We start from the raw sequence: 18065 nt of genomic DNA, 5'->3' as shown, positions 1-18065 counted from the left end.
GGCTAAGAACCTTGGGCGTTCACGTCAACGGATGGCCCTGTCCCCAGGCCGACATGATCCATCCAATGCAGGGTGCTTCTCGGGAGAAGGTCGCGGTTCTCCACCATAAAGATTTCGATCTCAGTGGGCGCGAGGCACTCCACGCCACGCGCAGGACCGCCGCTGTAGAGGCCATTGGCCTGAAACAGGAACACATACTCGGGCCTGTCCTTCCAGTCCTCCACATTCAGCCCGCTGTCTCCAGTCTTCACCTGCACCCCTGCCCGCTGCCGTGTCTCGCGATGGATCAGGTAAAACTCATAGCTCATGGTGTCGCCTTTGCGGGAGTTCGGCACCACCAGCCACCCCTTGGTCTGTAGATAGAGGAAAATGATGTCTTCGGTTTCCTCCGCGCCAAGATAGAGAAAGACGGAGTGTGTGACGCTCTTGTCTGGAGGGTAAAAATCAGTTCCGCTGAGCTTGTTCCACAACTGGCGCGAGTACTCCCACATGTGGTCATCAGCGATTTCCTGAATGGTGCGATTGGGCCGAAAGCAAGCCACCACCTTGCCCGGAACCTTGTCAATCGCGCCCACTTGGCGAATGTCGCAGCGAACGACGTTCACAATATCGGCGTCTTCGGCCTGGGGGCTGGTCAGGTACAGCCATCCAGAATTCACTTTGGCCAAGTAATAGTGCCCGGCGGGGCAGCGGGTCCAGATCAGGTCATCGGCCTTCACCCACTTGTGGAAGTAGCGGACGCGGGAGAGTTCTCCAGGCTCGTGCACTTTGCTAGCCTCCGCCTCGTAGTCCGCCCACGAGTTGATCACCTTGTCTGAATAGGTCTGCCACCCGACGCCGAGCACTTGCTCCCGAAGACAGTAAGCAAACGATACCGACGGATTGGCAAGCCCCCCCTTGGGGCGTATGTGCAAACGGAAGACGTACATGGGTGACGGCGTGGGGTTCATACAGTGATCTCTCTCAGTCATCGCGGCAGCGTTAGGTTGGGGTCAAGGCGTCTCTTTTAGCGGTGGATTTTCCTGTTTGTCGAACTCGAAAAGGATTCGGTCGGCGTCACGGAAGGGCAGGTGTTTCTCGGTACACAATTGGCGCAGCGCGTCCAGGTAGGTGAAGTATAGCTGCGTCTTTGCCCCCACGGTGCGGTGGGCCTTCAACGCTTTCGAAAGGTCGGTGCCATAGACAGCACGGTAGGCGTGCCGGTCGATGATCTGAAACACCTCAGGATTGGCGAAGCGAAGAAACGTCGAAGCCATCGCCAGTTGTACACCCTTCACCCGCTGCAAGTCCGTGGCCAGCTCCGCCGCCTGGGCATGCTGTCCAACCTCAAGCTGTCTCACACCGTCCAGTTCAGCCAGGAGCGGGGCTGGAAGATCGACAAACCGGCTCAGCTTCCACAGCACGATGCAGTTGATGACCTCCGCATTGAACGGGCCTACGAAATGGTCCAGCTGGCGGGTGAGGCTGGGGTAGGCCTTGTATTTCGCCATGAAAGCCCGCAGATTGCCATCAAAGTCTCCGGCCTTGATCACGGGCTTGGCTCGATGTTTTTTGTTCATGGTTCTCAGGTTCACTCACACCTCGATTTCCCCATTCATGAGACGTGGCAGTAGCATGTCGCGGGCAGCGCGGAGTTTTTCGTTCGATTCGACGAGGATGTTAATTTGAGCAAACAGAGGGGCTGCAAACGATTCGAAGTCTTCGATCAGCTGGCGCTTCCGGGGCAAGCCTGCTTCGTAGCTGAGAATGCGCTTCGGTGACGTGTGCTTGATAACTCCTCCCGTGGCTGCGCCGACAACGTGATGGCGATAGCGCTCGTCGCATAGCACACAGTAAAGGAAATGCTTCGGGAAGAAATCACCGCGAGGCACGACTTTACCGACGCGTTGATTGTGAAGAAATGTCACGTCCGGGAGTTTGGCGACGAAAGCAGGGTAGCCAAGCGTGTCGCTGTCCTTGCTGAGGTCCGTCATGGTCACGATCAAGTCCATCGGAGCCAAGATGTAATCAGGGGGCAATGGCCCGGCTTCGCTATAGAACTTTGGTTTGCCCAGCTTGATGCCACCGCCAATTCTAAAATTGCCGGGAGTCGTTAGCACTCGCGAAGTTGTTTCTTCCGAGAAGTCGGCCCCCTGGAAAGCATAGCCATGCGTCACGTTGATGATGTTATTCAACTCGACTCGCTCCCAGCCCTGCGGCAAGCCGTTGATGAGGCAGGTGTGTTCGTGGCCGGGGAAGCGTAGGTGGACGAACCACTCCCGGTAGAGCAGCCGCGCCGACTCCTCCAGCAACGCCATCCGCCGCCGGTTGTTCTCCATCATGTCGTCGTAGGCAGTCAATGTTGCTTCGATGCGCTCTTGAGTGGTAGGATCAGGGGCGCGCACTTTGATCTCGTGCAATACGTTCCGATCAACGCCGGGCACGGCAGCCTTGTCGCTTTGGTAGTCCTTCAAGACATTCCTCAGAAAGTAGGCCGCGAATCGTGGGCGCGTTCCTTTGAAGTCGATGACATAGAGCGACGTGTTTAGCGGCCAATAGTCTTGATCCAGATAGTACACTTCACCAATGGTGCCGTATCGACCTGTCACAACGCCCGGCGCTTGTGCCTTGGCTTCGTTGTGGAATCCAGTGATGCCGGACGATGACACAACTGGCACATCACCTTCGATGCGGGTTTCACCCGGCAAATCGTGACCACGTTTCAACGTGAGAACATCACCGAGCCGACAATCTCGCCAATGCTTCTTCATATCCCCAGTCCCTCAAAGTTTGCCTGAATCTTCGCGGCCAGTTCGCTGGCTTCGCGGTCCAGGTCTTTCAGTTCCGCATGGAGGTCACGCATGGCCTGGCCAAAATCGAAATCTTCATCCACCTCCGCCGGGGCGACGCCGACGTAGCGGCCTGGGGTAAGGCTCCAGTCGGCGGCGGCGATGTCGGCCTTGCTGGCGATCTTGCACAGACCGGGCACGTCCACATAACTGGCCTCCGGGAAGCGATGGAGCAGCCATAGGGCCTGACGGTGGAAGTAGGCCACGCGCTTGAGGTTTTCCACGGCTTGATGCCGGGCTGCGTCGGCGGCTTTGAAGGCTTTTTTGATCTCACGGCTGTTCCAGAGGTCGCTCTCGCTGCTGCGGCTGTCTGCCTCGACATGGCTGATGAGTCCTGAGACGTGCTTGCACAGGGCGTCCAGCTCGCTGGCCAGGCTGCGACTGCGCTCGACCTGCGGTGCGAGAATCTCGATGAAGTCCTTCGTGTCGCCCCAAGCATTGCCGCACTCGTTACGGCGCTTTTGCGCGTCGGACTTGAGCAGGCGAAAGCCTTCGATTCCATCCTCCGCATTGCCTTTTGATTCCAGATAGTCACCCAGCGGTTGAGCGTGCTCGCCTTTCTCCGGCAGGGTTTCCAGGAAGCCGTGCATTTGCTCATGGAGAGCCTTCACCGCTTGGCGGAAAGCGTCCAGCGGCTCGCAGGGGCCATCGGCGGCGGCTTCATCCAGGAAACAGGCGTGCGCGGCCTGCAAGCTGCGGTCCACATGCTGGTTCACGAGTTCGATGAAACGCTCGTTCTGACCGCGATACAGCCAGACGATGGACGAGAGGTTCTGCTGCTGCTCGGCGCTGAAATCGAAGATCTTCCGCGTGACTTTCCGATACACATTCCGCGCATCCAGCATGAGGACGCTGTCCTTCCGCGCGGCGGGTTTGCCCTTGTCAAAGAACCACAGTTCGCAGGGTACAGTGCGCGTGTAGAAGAAGTTTGAGCGGATGGACATCATCACGTCCACATCGCCCGTGGCAACGAGCTTTTGCCGCACCTCCGCCTCGCCATGCCCGGCACTGCTGGCCTGGGATGACATGACAAACCCGGCACGACCTTTCGCATTTAGATACGAATGAAAGTAGCTGATCCAGAGATAGTTCGCATTCGAGATGGTCTTCGACTTGTTCACCCCTGGCAGGCCAAAGGGCAGGCGGCGGTCTCCCTTCACCTTTCCCTCGTCCACCATGTCCACATTGAAGGGCGGGTTCGCCATCATGAAGTCACAGTTTCCCCAGAGCGGGCGGCCATCGCTGAGCCGGTGCTCGTCCTGGTAGAAGGTGTTCGCCTCCTTGATCTCCCCCTCCAGCCCATGAACGGCCAGGTTCATCTTCGCCAACCGGATCGTGGTGGCCGTCTTCTCCTGCCCGTAGAAGGTCACACTCTTCATGGTGTCCTGCCCGTGATCCTCCATGAAATGGCTGGTCTGCACAAACATGCCGCCCGATCCACAAGCAAGATCGGCGACGACACCGTGATCCGGCTCGATCACGTTCACAATCATCTGCACCAGTGAAGGCGGGGTGAAGAACTCGCCATTGTCCTGCGCGCCTTGGATGGCGAACTTCATCAAGAAATACTCATAGATGCGCCCAAAAATGTCCCCGCTGGCCTTGCGCAGGGCCTCACTGTCAAAAATGCGCAGCATGGACTCCAGCAGATCGTTATCAAACTTCTCAAAGTCCTTCGGGAGTTGCCCGGCCAGCGGCTCAAAGTCCCGCTCGATGGCGTTCATGGCCTCCACCAGAGCGGTCCCCAGGTTCGTGCCCTTCGGCAGGGCAATCAGCGTTTCATAGCGGGCCTCCGGCGGCAGCATGAGCGCACGCCGGGAGATGAAGTGGGCCTTTGTGATCGGGAGCTTCTTCGGAAGCTTCCCCTCCGCCTTCTCCTCCTCGATCCGTGCGGCGACGGCGTTGTAGCGGTTCGTGGCGTGGCGGAGGAAGATGATGCCCAGGATGGGCATGCAGTATTCGCTGGAAGTCAGCTTCGAGTTGGCGCGGAGCTGGTCGGCGGCCTCCCAGAGGGAGTCTTCGAGTTTGGAAAGGTCCTGGAGTGCGTGGGGAGTCATTCAGTCGCTGGCGTGGGAGGCAAAATCCCTACAAGCAGAATGCAATGCCCCCGCATAAGCAAGGTTTTTGGCGAACTCCTGCGCAGATGGGGCCGGGGTCCTGAGTACCCCCGCTCTCACAAAACGAGGCTCATGTGAGTTCCTTGAGGCTCGCCCTGTGAACCCCACGTGACAGGTTACGGGCGAGGAAACACCTGCATCGAACTGACGGTAGCACCACACGGGCAAGAATTGGGATGGAGCAAGTGACTCCGTGAAACACAATGAATTCCGGTTTCAATTCTTCACACAGTTTAGCAAACACTCCGAAAGGATCATCATAGCCACCGTCGAAGAGAAGCTCCGCCTCCTTTGCCGAGTTTCCCACCTCTTCGCACCACTCCTCTTGAGTCAGGTAGGGGTAAAAGTTCCACAGGACCGTGTGGCAGTCTTGGCCCGTGATCGTCTTCACATGCTGCGCATACCCTAATGGCTCCGATACCCTTCCCACTGAGCCAGCCGAGGTCCCGTTCTGCCCGTAGTTGATCCCGACCACCAACGCCACAGGCCGATCTCCTTGACGTGAAGAGTCGTCATACATCGCGCCCACAAAATCTCCTGAGCCCTTGCGGGGGGCGGTGTTGATTCGCTGGATGGCGTCAAGGATCTCCGGTTTTTGCATAGCTAGGAAAGTTGGGGGATGCCCGGCGTCCCCGTGACGGTTTTTACCCGTGGCACGATAGGTAGCGTTGGTGCATGAACAAATTCAACCACGCTCTCGCCAGCAGCCGCAAGCCGCGAATTCTCTGGCAGCAGCTCCCTCAAACTGCACAGGAAGTGCACAGGTGAAAATATTTTGCCCCTCGGTGAGGTTGAGGTACTTGCGCCATAACCCCTTGAATTTCAAGGGGTGGTGCCGGTGGTCGGACTCGAACCGACACTCCTTTCGGAACAAGATTTTGAGTCTAGCGCGTCTACCATTTCACCACACCGGCATGTGCAGGAAGCAACGTGGACTATGCTGCCGAGTCGTTCGCGGTTTGCAAGGCTTTTGGCGGACCAAGTATCTCGCGAAGGATGAAAGCCTGCCGCAACGCGGCGGGAGAACCGAGCAAACCTGCCCAAGCCGGGGCGACGGCAGGTCGTGTGGCCGTCTGCAAGACCACGGCTGGAGGTGTGGGAGCGGTGGGAAGGGTGACGGGTGGTGTGGAGGATGGGGCCTCCACCCGTTCCGCGGCGACGGAGTGGCGCTTCGGGGGCTGGGGGTCAGCTCGCTTGCTCAGGTCAGCGCGCACGGAGCCGCGCCTGGCCTGAGGCGGCGGTGTGGTGGGAAGGGGAGGCGGCCGGGATGGAGCCGGTGGAGGCTGTTGGGGCTGGGTGGCCTCACGTTTGATCTGGTCAAAAATCTCGCGCACGGAGGCGAAGGGATCATTCAGCGGTGGCGGTGTGGAGGCGGGGGCTGGACGAGCGGGTTTCTGGGCCTGGGTTTGTTTGCGCCAGGCTTCCTCGCGGTGTTGCTTTTCCTCGGGAGTGACGGGATTCCGGCGTTGCTCAGCCTCTTCTTTGCTCTGCTGGATGAGGCTCCAGATCCACTGGACGAAGCCGCCCAGCATGGCGATCACGACGATGGCGATCTGGACCGGGTCGAGTTCAGCGAGCAGTGGCGTCGGCATGGTGGAAGGATGCACGGTTCCAGTGGGTATGCCAAGACTGCGTTTTTGAAATGACGGGGGAGCTGAGGAGACGCGCATCGCATCCGAGAGCCGGTTGAGGGCGAGATGTCCGTTGATTTCACCCCAGAGGACACGGAGGAGCACAAAGGCCTTCGTATTCCAGGTTTATGCGTCTTTCGTCATTCGTTGCTCTCGCGGTGTTCATGGAGGGACACCGCGAGAGGAAGGCGGAACGCAAGAGTTCAGAGGCCGGAGTTTTCTGGGAGCCATGAAGGGCAAGCTGGAAGCTTGCACCACCTCTACAGAGGTCTTGCGACGATGATGCCGGCGTGGCTTTGGAAGTCGGCGAGGTAGCCGGAGACGGTTTTGTCGATGATGACCTTTTTCTTTCCGGCGGAGGCTGAGGCGTGCATGAAGTGCATGCCGCTGTCTTTGACGCGGATGGCGAGGCCGACGTGACTGCAATACACGTGAGGCTTGTGCGTGACGATGCCGATGATGTCGCCGTTTTGCAGCTTGGGCTCGATGGCGGCGACGGATTCCTTCGGGATGTAGTGGAAGGGATGCTGCTGGAGCTCGGCCTCGATCCTGGCCATGCCTTCACGCAGATCGGGATTGTTTTTGAGGTAACGATAGCTTTTCCAGAGCACGGTCATCTCATCGATCTTACGGCCGGTGAGGGGGACGACGGGGGCGAGATCGCGGGTGATATCACGCACGTTTTTGCGGGCGTGATTGTCGCGGAACCATTCATCGAGGTAATGGATGCGGTCGAGGTAGTTGCCGTTGCATTTGCCATCGCGATAGCGGGTGTGCTCGATCTCGCGCAGGAGGTCCTCGGGCATGTAAAAGGTCTGGTGCTTCCGCGTCATGCGGGCGATGCCGAGGGCGGTCTCGAAGAAGGTCCAGCAGTCGAGGCCCTTGAAGTTCACGGAGGGAGATTCGATGTGGTCATCAATCTCCAGGGTGAAGCCGACGTAGGGGGTATCGAGCATGCGGAGGGCGGCGCGCACGACTCTCTCTGCCACGGGCAGGCTGCTCCAGCGCCGGGCATGTGCCTCGGCGGCGATGGAGCGGAATTTGTCCTCGCCGATGAAGGTGACGCTGCGGGGCAGGTGCTCGGCTGCAGACGCGGGCCATGCCAGCCATGAGGTGGATGAGGCGAGCAGGAAGCGGCGGCGGTTCATGGAGCAGTTCTCGGTTCTCGGTTCTCGGTTCTCGGTTTTCGGTTCTCGGTTTTCGGTTCGCTGTGAAGTCAGTAGAGATCTTCGTCGGTGGAAGTGTCCGTGCGGATCAGGGTGCCGGTGCCGGACTCAAACCAGGTGCCGGTTTCGGAATAACCAAAAGTTTGGGGCCAGTTGTGGCTCGCCTGGTTGAGCTGGCGCTCGAGCTCGCGGAAGAAGGCGGTGCCGGCGCTGCCGTAGTTTCTTTTGAGCAGATGGGAGGTGGCGGCGGTCAGGGCTGTCTCCAGTGCTGAACTGGGCAGCAGAGGCTCCAGGCCATAACCGATGGAGGCGACGCAGCGCGGGGCCTCGGTATCGCAGAGCAGCATGACGCCATGGTTGTCTCCACCCTTTTCCACGGCGCTGAAGAGGCCGGTGCGGTTGAAGAGCCAGAAGCTGTAGAGCTCGGGGGTGAAGTTTGCCGGCACGGCGGCGGTGATGACCACGGCGCGTACCTCTGGGAAGCGCTGCTCCAGGGCGCGCACGGACTCGGCGAGGGCACGATGGGCGCTCAAGGAGAGGACCTTGGCCATGTCTGCCACCGGGGCGGTGAGCTGGGGCGGGATGCCGAGGTGCGCATCCAGCGAGGCCAGCGTGAGGCTGCAGGCCGCGCAGGCGGCGTCACCTTCACGAAGGGGCTGTTGGCAGGCGGGGCAGCGCATGAGGAGTGAGAACGAAGATCAGGATGACAAGGGAATGCTTCAACGCGATCAAAACATGTGGGGGAGTAGTCGCCGAAAGGGAGACCGCTGATCAGTCTAAAAGCAGTCCGAGGGCGGGATGTTCTTTGATTTCGCCACAGAGGCCACAGAGGCCACAGAGGCCACAGAGGCCACAGAGGCCACAGAGGAGCACAGAGGAGCACAGAGGAGCACAGAGGAGCACAGAGGTTTTGAAATGAAGACTCGTTGGTCTTCTGTGCTCTCGGTGGTTTTAAATCAGCGCTGCTCAAGTGCTGTAAGCTCAATGCAGGACGGGCAAGCTGGAAGCTTGCACCCCACTTAACGTCCAGACATGGCCTCACGCGGTGTGTGCTCGGTGAGGATCTGGGATGCCTTCACCTCCACCAGACTCTCGCGGCCGAGGAACTCCATGAGGATTTTCACGCGCTCCTCGCCGCTGTGCACGCTGTTCACGATGCCTTTCAGGCCGCGCATGGGGCCCTCCGTGAGCTCGACGGTGTCTCCCACTTTGACGCCGATGTGGATTTCCTTGATGACCTGGCCGTCCATCTCCTCACGGATCATCTGGATCACGGAGTCGGGTACGGCAATGAGTTGATCACCGAAATCCACCACGCGGATGACGTTTTGCGAGTGCTTCACCGCCCGTATGGACACAGAGGGGACGAAGCGGGCGAAGAAGTAGCTGGGGAAGAGTGCCTCCACGAACCAGACCTTCCCGCGCTTTGTGCTGCGCTGAAACTTGATGCGCGGGCAGTAGCTCTCCACCCCCGGCAGGCCCAGCATGAGGCCGGCGGCCAGATGCTCGCACTTTGGGCGGGTGTGGATGACGAACCAGGCGGCTTGATCAGACAACGGCATGAAAGACGAGGGTAGGTACTGCGGAAGGAGGGAAGGGGCAACTCCCGTTTGCGCAATCCGCGCCCCTGCTCCAGTCTGCGCGCCGCGCCCTCTGCGCTCCCCCCCAACCCATGTTCAAAGACCTCCACGACTATCTTTACCACCTGTCTGAGACAGGCGGCCTGCCGATGAAGCCTGTGGGCATCGTCCTGGGGCTGGCTCTGCTGGCCGGTCATCTGATGGCCTGGAAGAGTGGTGACAAGGCCAAGACCTTCCTCCGCGGCTTCCCGCGAAACTATGGCTGGGGTGCGCTGCTGCTGACGATCGACTTCATCTGGGGCATGATGGTGCTGGCGAACATGGACATGGGTGAGTTCTTCTTCCTGCGGAAGTGGTTCCTCACGCTGGTGCCCATCGGCTTCGTGCTGGTGCTGGCTTATGTGCGGGAGTTCCTGGCGGTGCGCGCGCTCGGCAGTCTGATGCTGCTGATGGCGGGACCCACGCTGGCCTCGGCCTTTCTCCAGCCGCAACATACCCGTCTGCTGCTGCCGGTGCTGGCTTATGCCTGGATCATCGTGGGCATGTATTTCATCGGCATGCCGTATCTGATGCGTGACTGGATCACCTGGGTGGTGGCCAAGGATGCGCGCTGGAAAGCGGCTGTCTGGGGTGGCGTGGCCTACGGGGCCGCGCTGCTGGTGCTGGCGGTGACGACTTACTGAGCCGACTGCGCATGGACGACTCCGCGCGACCCCGTGTGCTGGTGATCCGTGGCGGGGCGATTGGGGATTTCATTCTCACGCTGCCGGCCATCCGTTTGCTGAGGCAAAATCTGCCAAGAGTGCAGATCGAGGTCATGGGATATCCGGGGATTGCCAGCCTTGCAGTCAAAGCGGGAGTTGCCGATTCTGTGCGAACCCTGGGTGACCGGCGTCTGGCCCTGCTGTATGCGCGCGGGGCGCAGATTGACCCGGCGCTGGCGGAGGATCTGCGGAGCTACAACATGATCGTGAGCTATCTCTATGATCCGGATGGCATTGTGCGCGAGAACCTGGAGAAGATCGGTGTCAAAACGCTGATCGAATGTCCGCACAACGTCATCCCGGGGCAGGGGCATGCGGCGAAGCAGCTGGCGAGGTCGCTGGAAAAGCTGGCCATGTTTCTGGAGGAGCCGGACTGGCGGCAACCTTTGTTAGGTGGAGGCGCGCAGATCGTGCCGAAGCGCATTGCCCTTCATCTGGGAAGCGGCTCGCTGACGAAGAACTGGCCGGTTGAGGGCTGGCGGCGGATTGCGCAAGAGATCACGGAGAAGCATCCGGACGCGGAGATTGTTTTGGTCATGGGGGAGGCGGAGATGGAGAGAGGCACGGTGCCGGTGGATCTGCCTTGGGAGAGGTGGAGCGGACTGCCGTTGACGGAGCTGGCGGAGCGTTTGGGGACGTGCTCGCTATTTCTCGGGCATGACAGCGGGATCTCGCATCTGGCATCGACTTGCGGGGTGCCGTGTTTGTTGCTGTTTGGGCCGACGGATCCGGTGACGTGGGCGCCGCCGCAAACGGGTTTGAGGGTGCTGCGTGCTCCGGAGGGGGAGTGGAGGAAGCTGCCGTATGAGGCGGTGCGGGATACGGTGATGGGGATGGTGAGGTGAGGAATGGAGGAATTGGACGCGGGGTGTTTTTCCAGGGGGGAGGGTGGGGTTGGAAAAACTCGGACCTCGGGAAGATGGTGGGGCGCGGTGAGTTTGAGCTTCGGACGAGACACATTCATCCTTCGCAGTCCTGCTTCGGAGAACGGGGCTCTTTCCTACCTGGGTTTTGGGGGCGCTGCCGCGCCAAGGGGGCTGGGGGACCACTGCGCGGACAACGGTGTCACGTCTCGCGTGCGCGGGACGCTATCGCGACTGCATCACTTGCGTAAAAACGCTTCGCTGAGGACGGCCTCGCGGATGAGGGAGCGGGTGTTGCCTTTGGATTGCCTAACCAATTGATCCACTGCGGATTCGTTGCTGAAGCGCAGGGGGGCGCCGGTGGCGTAGGTGAGGAACTGGGTGGCGAAGCCGCGGGCGAGGCCGTCGGCGCGCTGGCTCTGGATTTTTTGCCAGGCGGCGAGGCTGGCAAAGGCATCGCCTTCGGGGGTGGTGCCTGAGGGGTCCACTTTGGCACCTTTGCCGTCCTTGCCATAGCCGGTGCGCCAGACGCCCACGGGATCATAGTTTTCCAAGGCGAAGCCGGGTGGGTCGATGGTCTGGTGGCAGGATGCGCAGGACTCGTTGTTGCGGTGCTTGGCAAGTTGATCCCGAATGCTGGTGGCGCCGCGGATGTCAGGCTCGATGGCGGGGATGCCTGGTGGTGGTGGCGGGATGTGATTGCCGAGGATGCGCTCGTTGATGAAGACGCCGCGCACCACGGGGGAGGTGCTGGTGCCATCGGCGGTGACTTTGAGAATGGCGCCTTGAGTGACCAAGCCGCCGCGCCGTGAAGCTGGAGGCAGGGCGACCTTTTGCAGGCCGTCACCGGCCTCGATCTTCAAGTCATCGCCATAGTGGCGGGCGAGGCGCTCGTTCAGGAAGGTGAAGTCAGAGTCCACCAGATGGGTGATGCTCAGGTCCTTCTGAATCATCTCGGTCACATAGCTGCGCGTCTCCAGGAGCATGGACTCCTGCACGATGGGATCAAAGCCGCGATAGAGGCGGTTGTCAGGATTGGTGAAGTCAATCTGGTTCAGCTTCAGCCACTGGTCGGTGAAGCTTTCGATGAAGCGTTTCGCCTTCGGATCCGTGAGCATGCGCTCCACCTGTTCAGCCAGCACAACTGGGTCCTTCAGCTTGCCTTCGTTGGCCAGGGTGGTGAGCTTGTAATCCGGCATGGAAACCCACAGCGCGTAGCTCAAGCGTGAGGCGATGGCATGGTCATCGAGCGCTCCGGGAGCCTCCGTGAAGGTGAGGAAGCGCGGCGAGCAGAGGATGGCGCGGTAAGCGGTGCGCAGAGCCTCAAAGGGTGTCTCGCCTTCACCCAGGGCTTTCTGAGCCATGGTCACGTAGGGCGCGCCTTGTTCATTGGTCACGGGGCGGCGGAATGCCTTGCTGGCAAAGCGGGTGACGAGCCTGCCGATGTTTTCGGGAGTGACTCCTTCCATGCCACCTTCGCCGAACAATCTTTTCTTCAAAAGCTCGGGCCCGGCATTCGGGTGGATGCGCTGGATGTCGATGCCGGTGTGGGCGATGCCTGCGAAGCCTTGCCTGGCCAGATCACGCCCTTCGAAGGACACATTGCCGCCGTTCGCGCCGGTTTGTGCGCGCTTCAGGGTGGCATCTTGCGGGCGCAGCTCCAGCATGTGGTCCTTTTGAATCCAGGCCTCAAAGGTCATGTCACGCGGCGTGGTGGTGGCACCCACGAGGCCGATGTGATACAGCATGGGCGCATTGGAATAACAAACACCGCTGCGCAGCACGCCCCACACCACGCCGCCGGGGCCGGGATTGACGGCCTGCACGTCATGCAGGGTGATGCGATACCAGCCGTCGTCAGGCACCTCGGTGACCTTCATGCGGCCGAAGAACTGGAGGGTGATGGGCCAGGAGAGGCTCTTGCCATCGCGGAAATCGGGGCCGCGATAGTTGCCGCGGGTGAACTTGGCCAGTTCCTTCGGGGTGCAGTGGATGTTGAAGGGCTTGTCACCCTTCAGCGCACGATTGAAGGCCTCGCTCAGGGCCTGGTCGGCGACATCGAGATAGCGGGCGAGCTGGTGATGGGAAAGCTGCTGGCCCTCCGCCACGGTCTCAAAGCCGTGGGAGGCGCGATCTTCCGGCAGCAGGCTCTTCAGCGGAATGTCGATGCCTAACAAATCATGCAGCGTGTGCTCATACTCCGTGCGGGTGAGGCGACGGCTCTGCACGCGACCGTTTGCGGCGATGTCTGCGGCATCTGCTTTCAGGAGAGGTTCCCTGAGTGCGGTGAGAAAGCTTTCGAGCTCTGGTTGGGCGGGCTGCGGCTTCTTCTTGGGGGGCATCTCGCCATCTCGCACGCGCTCGAAGACATGCTGCCAGGATTTGAGGCGGGCACCATCAAGCGGGTCAAAGCTCAGCGCTGTGAGGTCCAGCCCGCCCTTCTTCACGTCCGCGTCATGGCAGTCGACACAGTGCTGGTCGATGAAGGTGCGGAGCGGTGCTGGCAGCGCGGCCATGGACCGGACGAACGAGGTGCCGAGGGCGAGAATGAGACAGAGGCGTAGCATCTAACTAAAAGGGGGGAGCGGGGAAACGAAGCTCGCAGGCGGCTCTTTCGAGGTTCCTGGGATGAGTTTGGCATCCCTCGCACAGGACTTCGAGGTGAACGCGTGATGGGGACAGGCTACCCGTGTGGAGTTGGCTACCCGGCTGCGGATTCGGAGATCCGCGCTCCATGGACGGCTGAAGCCGACCTGCGAAAGGAGGGGGCGTGGTGTGTTTGTGGAGCTTCGGAACTCACACGAGTTCCGCTACATCACGCTACTTGCCGGCGCGGCGGGCGAGGAACTCCTCGGCCAGGGCGCGGTAGGCGGTGGCGCCGCGGCCGTTGGGTTCGTATTCGATGATGGCCTTGCCGAAGCTGGGGGCCTCACCGAGACGGACGGTGCGGGGAATGACAGCGGTGTAGATGATCTCGGCGAAGTAGTTCTTGACGTCGCTCACCACCTGCTGGGCCAGATTGGCGCGGGAATCGTACATGGTCATGACGATGCCTTCGAGCAGGAGGTTCGGGTTGGCGCCGCATTCGCGGATCTGCTGGACCACGCCGACGATCTTGCCGAGGCCTTCCAGGCCGAAGTACTCGCACTGCAGCGGGACCAGGAGCTCGTCCGCAGCTGCGAGAGCGGAGGTCATGAGCACGCCGAGGGAGGGCGGGCAGTCGAGAAGGATGTAGTCAAAATGGTTCGAGGCGCGCAGGGGCTCGATCACCTCGCGCAGGCGGGCGAGATGATTGCCACTCTGGGCCAACTCAATCTCACAACCAGCCAGTTCCTGATGGCTGCGGATGATGGAGAGGTTCGGGATGCGGGTGCTGCGGATGGCCGTGTGCGGGTCCGTGCCGAGCACCAGCGCGGAGTAGAGGCTGCCCCCATCTTCCTGAGCCAGACCGAGACCGCTGGTGGCATTTGCCTGCGGATCCAGATCGATGAGCAGCGTGCGGATTCCCCGTGCAGCCAGGCAGGCGGCGAGATTGATGGCTGTGGTGGTCTTGCCGACTCCGCCTTTTTGATTGGTGATTGCTACGATCCGCATAGGTGTCTCTTGACGTGAGTTTGAAGAGGAACCATCACCCGCGCCAGAAAGAAAAGAAATGGAAATCACGGAGAAATGGCTCGGCGAGATCGGTGGCTGGCAGGCGATGAAAGCCGCTCGCGGCTTGGTCGATGCCGGGTTTGTCACGGTTCAGAGCGCTGAACCGGGGCGCATCCGTGGTCTGGCGGGCGGAGGAAAGACCAAGTTCGCCTCGGGGCTGGCTTTTTCGTCCAAGAGTGACGTGCAGAACCTGTGCACGTGCCCGACGGCTCGCCGAGGGTTGATCTGCGATCACGCTCTCGCCGTGGTGCTGGCCCATATTCTGGGGCCGAAGGCGGGCGCTGGCGCAAGGCCGCCTGCCCACGGTGGTGGCTCAGAGATCTCCCGTGCCTTGGCCGCCAAGTCCGGAGGAGCGGCAAACGTCAGTTTGCCGAAAGCTGCGCCATCTCAGCCAGCCCCATCCGCTCCACGTCAGGCTACGCCCAGAAAACTCCAGCCTCTCCGCCTCCCCGGCACCTACAGCGTCTTCCTCCCGGAGAATCTGCTCACCGGCACGATGCGGGAGCCGGTGGGGGCTTATGTCCGCTATGCGCCGGGCGGGGAAGGTGAGGAGTCACTGCTCGCGGCCTGGCTCGCTGAAAAGGGTGTGAAGGGGCAAAGCGCGCCGCTTTCTCTGCCGAGCGCCACCTTCGATGACTTCCTCCACAGCGCGGCGGAGCATCCCCGCGTGATTGCGGGGAAGCCGAGTGGTGGTGGATTCCCGCTCAGCATTGCCCGCGAGCCGGTGCGTCTGCTCGTCACGGCAGAATCCAAGCCGGGAGACAAGGAGGTGACCTTCCGTTTTTCCGGTGAGGGGCAGCTTCCGCTGATTCAGACCCGGCCGACCGGGCCGTGGTTTTGCCGTGAGACGCAGAGTTTGTTCAGGCTGCCTGCCTTGTCTTCGGACTGCGAGAGCTTGCTGCGCGAACTCCCGGCGCGTCGTCCGCTGAAGTGGCTCATCTCCCAGCGCGAGGCGTTGAATGATGCGTTCCAGCTTGAGCTGAAAGGCGCGGGTCTGGAGCATTTTCATTGTGCGCCGGTGCCGTGCAGTTTCACGCTGCATCTGGATGGTTCGCTGCAAGCGGCCGAGGCGGTGCTGCGCGCTTCCTTTGCGGGGAAAGAATGGCTGGTGGGGGAGAGTGGTCCGAAATGTGCGGCAGAGAGCTTGTTTCCATTTGAGGACGCGACCACCCCAGGGCTCTTCTACATGCGCAATGAGTCTGAAGAAGGCCGCCTCATGGCGCTCATGGAGACGCTCGGGTTCCAGATCGGCACGCGGGTGGAGGCCAGCGGTCACACGCTGGTGTGGAAGCTCACAAAGCCTGAGGCTGTGCTGCAACTCTACGCCACGGACCTCCCGCGTCTGCGCCGTGAGATGAAGGTGACTGAGGGTGAGCGCTGGCGCGCTGCCACCCGCGGAGTCGCGCGCATCACACCGCAGATTCATCGTCGGGAGGCGGATGACGACCGCCGCAGCGGCGGTCAGGACTGGCTGGCCATGGAGTTCGCCTATGAAGCGCCGGATGGCTTCCGCCTGCCGCGTAATGAGGTGCTCCGGCTTGTGCGCAGCGGTCAGCGCAGTGTCACCGCGAAGAACGGCAAAAAGTATCTGCTCGATGTGTCCGGCGTTGAAGAGTTCGAGGACACATTGCGCGATGTGCCGCTCCAGCTCACCGCCGATGGCGCGCGCATCAGCGGCCTGCATGCGGACTATTTCCTGGGTGAGGAGGCAACACCCACGAAGCTCACGGATGAGGCGTCTTTGCTGGCGAAGCTGGGAGAGCTCGGTCCGAAGCTGAGGCCGTATCAGTTGTTAGGTGTGAGATGGCTGGTCACCCAGGCTCAGAGTGGTCGTGGCGGCGTGCTGGGGGACGAGATGGGTCTTGGGAAGACGGTGCAGAGTATTGCGACGATCGTGGCTTTGAAATCCCAAGGTTCAAGCGGGCCAATGACCAAGGAAGTTCCAAAGCCCAATGCTCAAGACGCATCTGGGAAGGGGGAGTCTGGGTCGGCGCCGACGCTTATTGTTTGTCCGAAGAGCCTGACGGGGAACTGGCGTGCGGAGTTTGAGAAATTCGCGCCGCATTTGAAGGTGGCGGTTTCACAGGGCTCGAACCGTGCCGGCCTGCTCTCGCGCCTAACCGAGTTTGATGTCATCATCACCACTTACCAGCTTGCGGTGCGTGATCAGGATGTCCTTCAAAAGCAGCCCTGGCAGCTCGTGCTGCTGGATGAGGCCAGCTACATCCGCAATCCAGACACGGATGCCTCGAAGGCGGTGCGCTCGCTGAAGTCACGAGCGCGTCTCGCGCTCACCGGTACTCCGGTGGAGAACAGCACGCGCGACCTTTGGTCCATCTACCAGTTCGCGCTTCCGGGGTATCTCGGCAGTCGAGATAACTTCAAGGAGCGCTTCGAACAGCCCATTCAGAATGGTCTCGACTCTCCTGCGGGGCTCGCGGCGAGTGATCGCCTCAAGAAACTGCTCCGTCCTTACTTCCTGCGCCGCATGAAGCGCGAGGTGCTGAAAGACCTGCCCGAGAAGATCGAGCAGGTGCTGTGGTGCGAGCCTTCGCCTGCGCAGGCCGAGCTCTATCGCCGCGTCTTGGAGGAAGGTCGCGAGGAGATCAAGGCCGCGCGCAAACGTTCCGGTCAAGGTGGTGCGAAGATGACCATGTTCACCGTCCTGCTGCGCCTGCGCCAGGCCTGCTGTGACCTGCGTCTCACTGGCGTAACCAATGATGCGCTCAAAGCTCTTGACCCTGATGATCTCTCAGGCAAGTGGCCGATGCTGAATGACAAGCTCGAGGCCATCCTTGAGGCCGGCGGCAAGGTGCTGGTCTTCAGCCAGTTCGTGCAGTACCTAAAGCTCGTGCGTGCGAAGCTCGATGATCAAGGCATCGACTACGGCTACATTGACGGCTCCAGCAATGATCGCGAGGCCCAGGTGAAAGCCTTCCAGAGTGATCCGAATCGCAAAGTCTTCCTCATCAGTCTCAAGGCCGGTGGTTACGGTCTGAACCTCACGGCTGCGGATCATGTGATCCTGCTGGATCCGTGGTGGAACCCGGCGGTGGAGTCTCAGGCCATTGACCGTGCGCATCGTATCGGTCAGCAGCGTGTCGTCACGGCTTACCGGCTGGCGATGCGCGGCACCGTGGAGGAGCGCATCCTGGCGCTGCAGCAGAAGAAGCGCGGGCTGGTGGAGGCCACGCTGGATGAGCATTCGCCGTTGATGGCAGGATTGGGGGAAGGGGATTTGGAAGAGTTGCTGGGGTAGAGGAGTGAGTTCGGAGTTTTGAGGTCGGAGGTCGGAGTTGGGCATTCGGCCTTGTGGGGCGGATGGGGGTGGAACTTCCAGGGGCGAGGGCGGGGTTGGGAAAGCTCGGGCCTTGGGGGTGATGGCGGGGTGTGGTGAGTTTTAGTTTCGGACGAGACACAGCTCGTCCCTACCGGGGGGTGGGGGCGCTACCGCGCCAGTGA

Annotated in this window: 13 protein-coding genes and 1 tRNA gene; 3 read left to right on the top strand and 11 right to left on the bottom strand. The window is 60.9% G+C overall.

Annotated elements, in window-relative coordinates; genetic code table 11:
- Nucleotides 1-2 precede the first annotated feature (2 nt).
- The 9 genes from BGE01nite_RS25660 to nusG form a co-directional block, all read right to left on the bottom strand.
- Complete coding sequence (locus BGE01nite_RS25660; RefSeq protein WP_170267067.1) at nucleotides 3-929, bottom strand: hypothetical protein; 927 nt, start codon at nucleotides 927-929, stop codon at nucleotides 3-5.
- Between the two features lie 63 nt (nucleotides 930-992).
- Complete coding sequence (locus BGE01nite_RS25655) at nucleotides 993-1559, bottom strand: hypothetical protein (RefSeq protein WP_146855208.1); 567 nt, start codon at nucleotides 1557-1559, stop codon at nucleotides 993-995.
- Nucleotides 1560-1574: 15 nt separating this feature from the next.
- A complete protein-coding gene (locus BGE01nite_RS25650) occupies nucleotides 1575-2750 on the bottom strand; it encodes a restriction endonuclease subunit S (RefSeq protein ID WP_146855206.1) in 1176 nt (391 codons plus the stop codon).
- Entirely contained in the window at nucleotides 2747-4885 is a 2139-nt protein-coding gene (locus BGE01nite_RS25645) for a type I restriction-modification system subunit M (RefSeq protein WP_146855203.1), read from the bottom strand. Before BGE01nite_RS25645 ends, BGE01nite_RS25650 begins: the two co-directional genes overlap by 4 nt.
- Before the next feature lie 890 nt (nucleotides 4886-5775).
- Nucleotides 5776-5859, bottom strand: a tRNA-Leu gene (locus tag BGE01nite_RS25640).
- A gap of 21 nt (nucleotides 5860-5880) precedes the next feature.
- Complete coding sequence (locus BGE01nite_RS25635) at nucleotides 5881-6537, bottom strand: hypothetical protein (RefSeq protein WP_146855200.1); 657 nt, start codon at nucleotides 6535-6537, stop codon at nucleotides 5881-5883.
- A 299-nt stretch (nucleotides 6538-6836) separates the two neighbouring features.
- Nucleotides 6837-7724, bottom strand: a complete 888-nt coding sequence (locus BGE01nite_RS25630; RefSeq protein WP_146855198.1) for an N-acetylmuramoyl-L-alanine amidase-like domain-containing protein — start codon at nucleotides 7722-7724, stop codon at nucleotides 6837-6839.
- A 68-nt stretch (nucleotides 7725-7792) separates the two neighbouring features.
- Complete coding sequence (locus tag BGE01nite_RS25625) at nucleotides 7793-8422, bottom strand: TPM domain-containing protein (RefSeq protein ID WP_146855195.1); 630 nt, start codon at nucleotides 8420-8422, stop codon at nucleotides 7793-7795.
- Nucleotides 8423-8761: 339 nt separating this feature from the next.
- On the bottom strand, nucleotides 8762-9304 hold the full coding sequence (gene nusG, locus BGE01nite_RS25620; RefSeq protein WP_146855193.1) for a transcription termination/antitermination protein NusG: 543 nt from the start codon (nucleotides 9302-9304) through the stop codon (nucleotides 8762-8764).
- Between the two features lie 110 nt (nucleotides 9305-9414).
- Between nusG and BGE01nite_RS25615 the strand changes: the two genes are divergently transcribed.
- Together BGE01nite_RS25615 and BGE01nite_RS25610 are read left to right on the top strand one after the other, a co-directional pair.
- Nucleotides 9415-10005, top strand: coding sequence for a hypothetical protein (locus BGE01nite_RS25615; protein WP_146855191.1), 591 nt, complete (start codon nucleotides 9415-9417; stop codon nucleotides 10003-10005).
- An 11-nt stretch (nucleotides 10006-10016) separates the two neighbouring features.
- Entirely contained in the window at nucleotides 10017-10931 is a 915-nt protein-coding gene (locus tag BGE01nite_RS25610; RefSeq protein WP_146855188.1) for a glycosyltransferase family 9 protein, read from the top strand.
- A gap of 257 nt (nucleotides 10932-11188) precedes the next feature.
- Here the strand turns inward: BGE01nite_RS25610 and BGE01nite_RS25605 are convergent, their stop codons facing one another.
- Both BGE01nite_RS25605 and BGE01nite_RS25600 read right to left on the bottom strand, forming a co-directional pair.
- Nucleotides 11189-13516, bottom strand: a complete 2328-nt coding sequence (locus BGE01nite_RS25605) for a DUF1592 domain-containing protein (protein WP_146855185.1) — start codon at nucleotides 13514-13516, stop codon at nucleotides 11189-11191.
- 253 nt (nucleotides 13517-13769) lie between these two features.
- A complete protein-coding gene (locus tag BGE01nite_RS25600) occupies nucleotides 13770-14543 on the bottom strand; it encodes a ParA family protein (protein ID WP_146855182.1) in 774 nt (257 codons plus the stop codon).
- 58 nt (nucleotides 14544-14601) lie between these two features.
- Here BGE01nite_RS25600 and BGE01nite_RS25595 point away from each other — a divergent pair, with 58 nt between their 5' ends.
- Nucleotides 14602-17862: a DEAD/DEAH box helicase gene (locus tag BGE01nite_RS25595; RefSeq protein WP_146855179.1), complete on the top strand. Its 3261-nt coding sequence runs from the start codon at nucleotides 14602-14604 to the stop codon at nucleotides 17860-17862.
- The last annotated feature ends 203 nt before the right edge of the window (nucleotides 17863-18065 follow it).

It is taken from the genome of Prosthecobacter gellanilyticus (assembly GCF_007992435.1).
Taxonomy (GTDB): domain Bacteria; phylum Verrucomicrobiota; class Verrucomicrobiia; order Verrucomicrobiales; family Verrucomicrobiaceae; genus Prosthecobacter; species Prosthecobacter gellanilyticus.
Note: the sequence above shows the minus strand (reverse complement) of the source record. Positions and strands in the feature narration are given on the sequence as shown.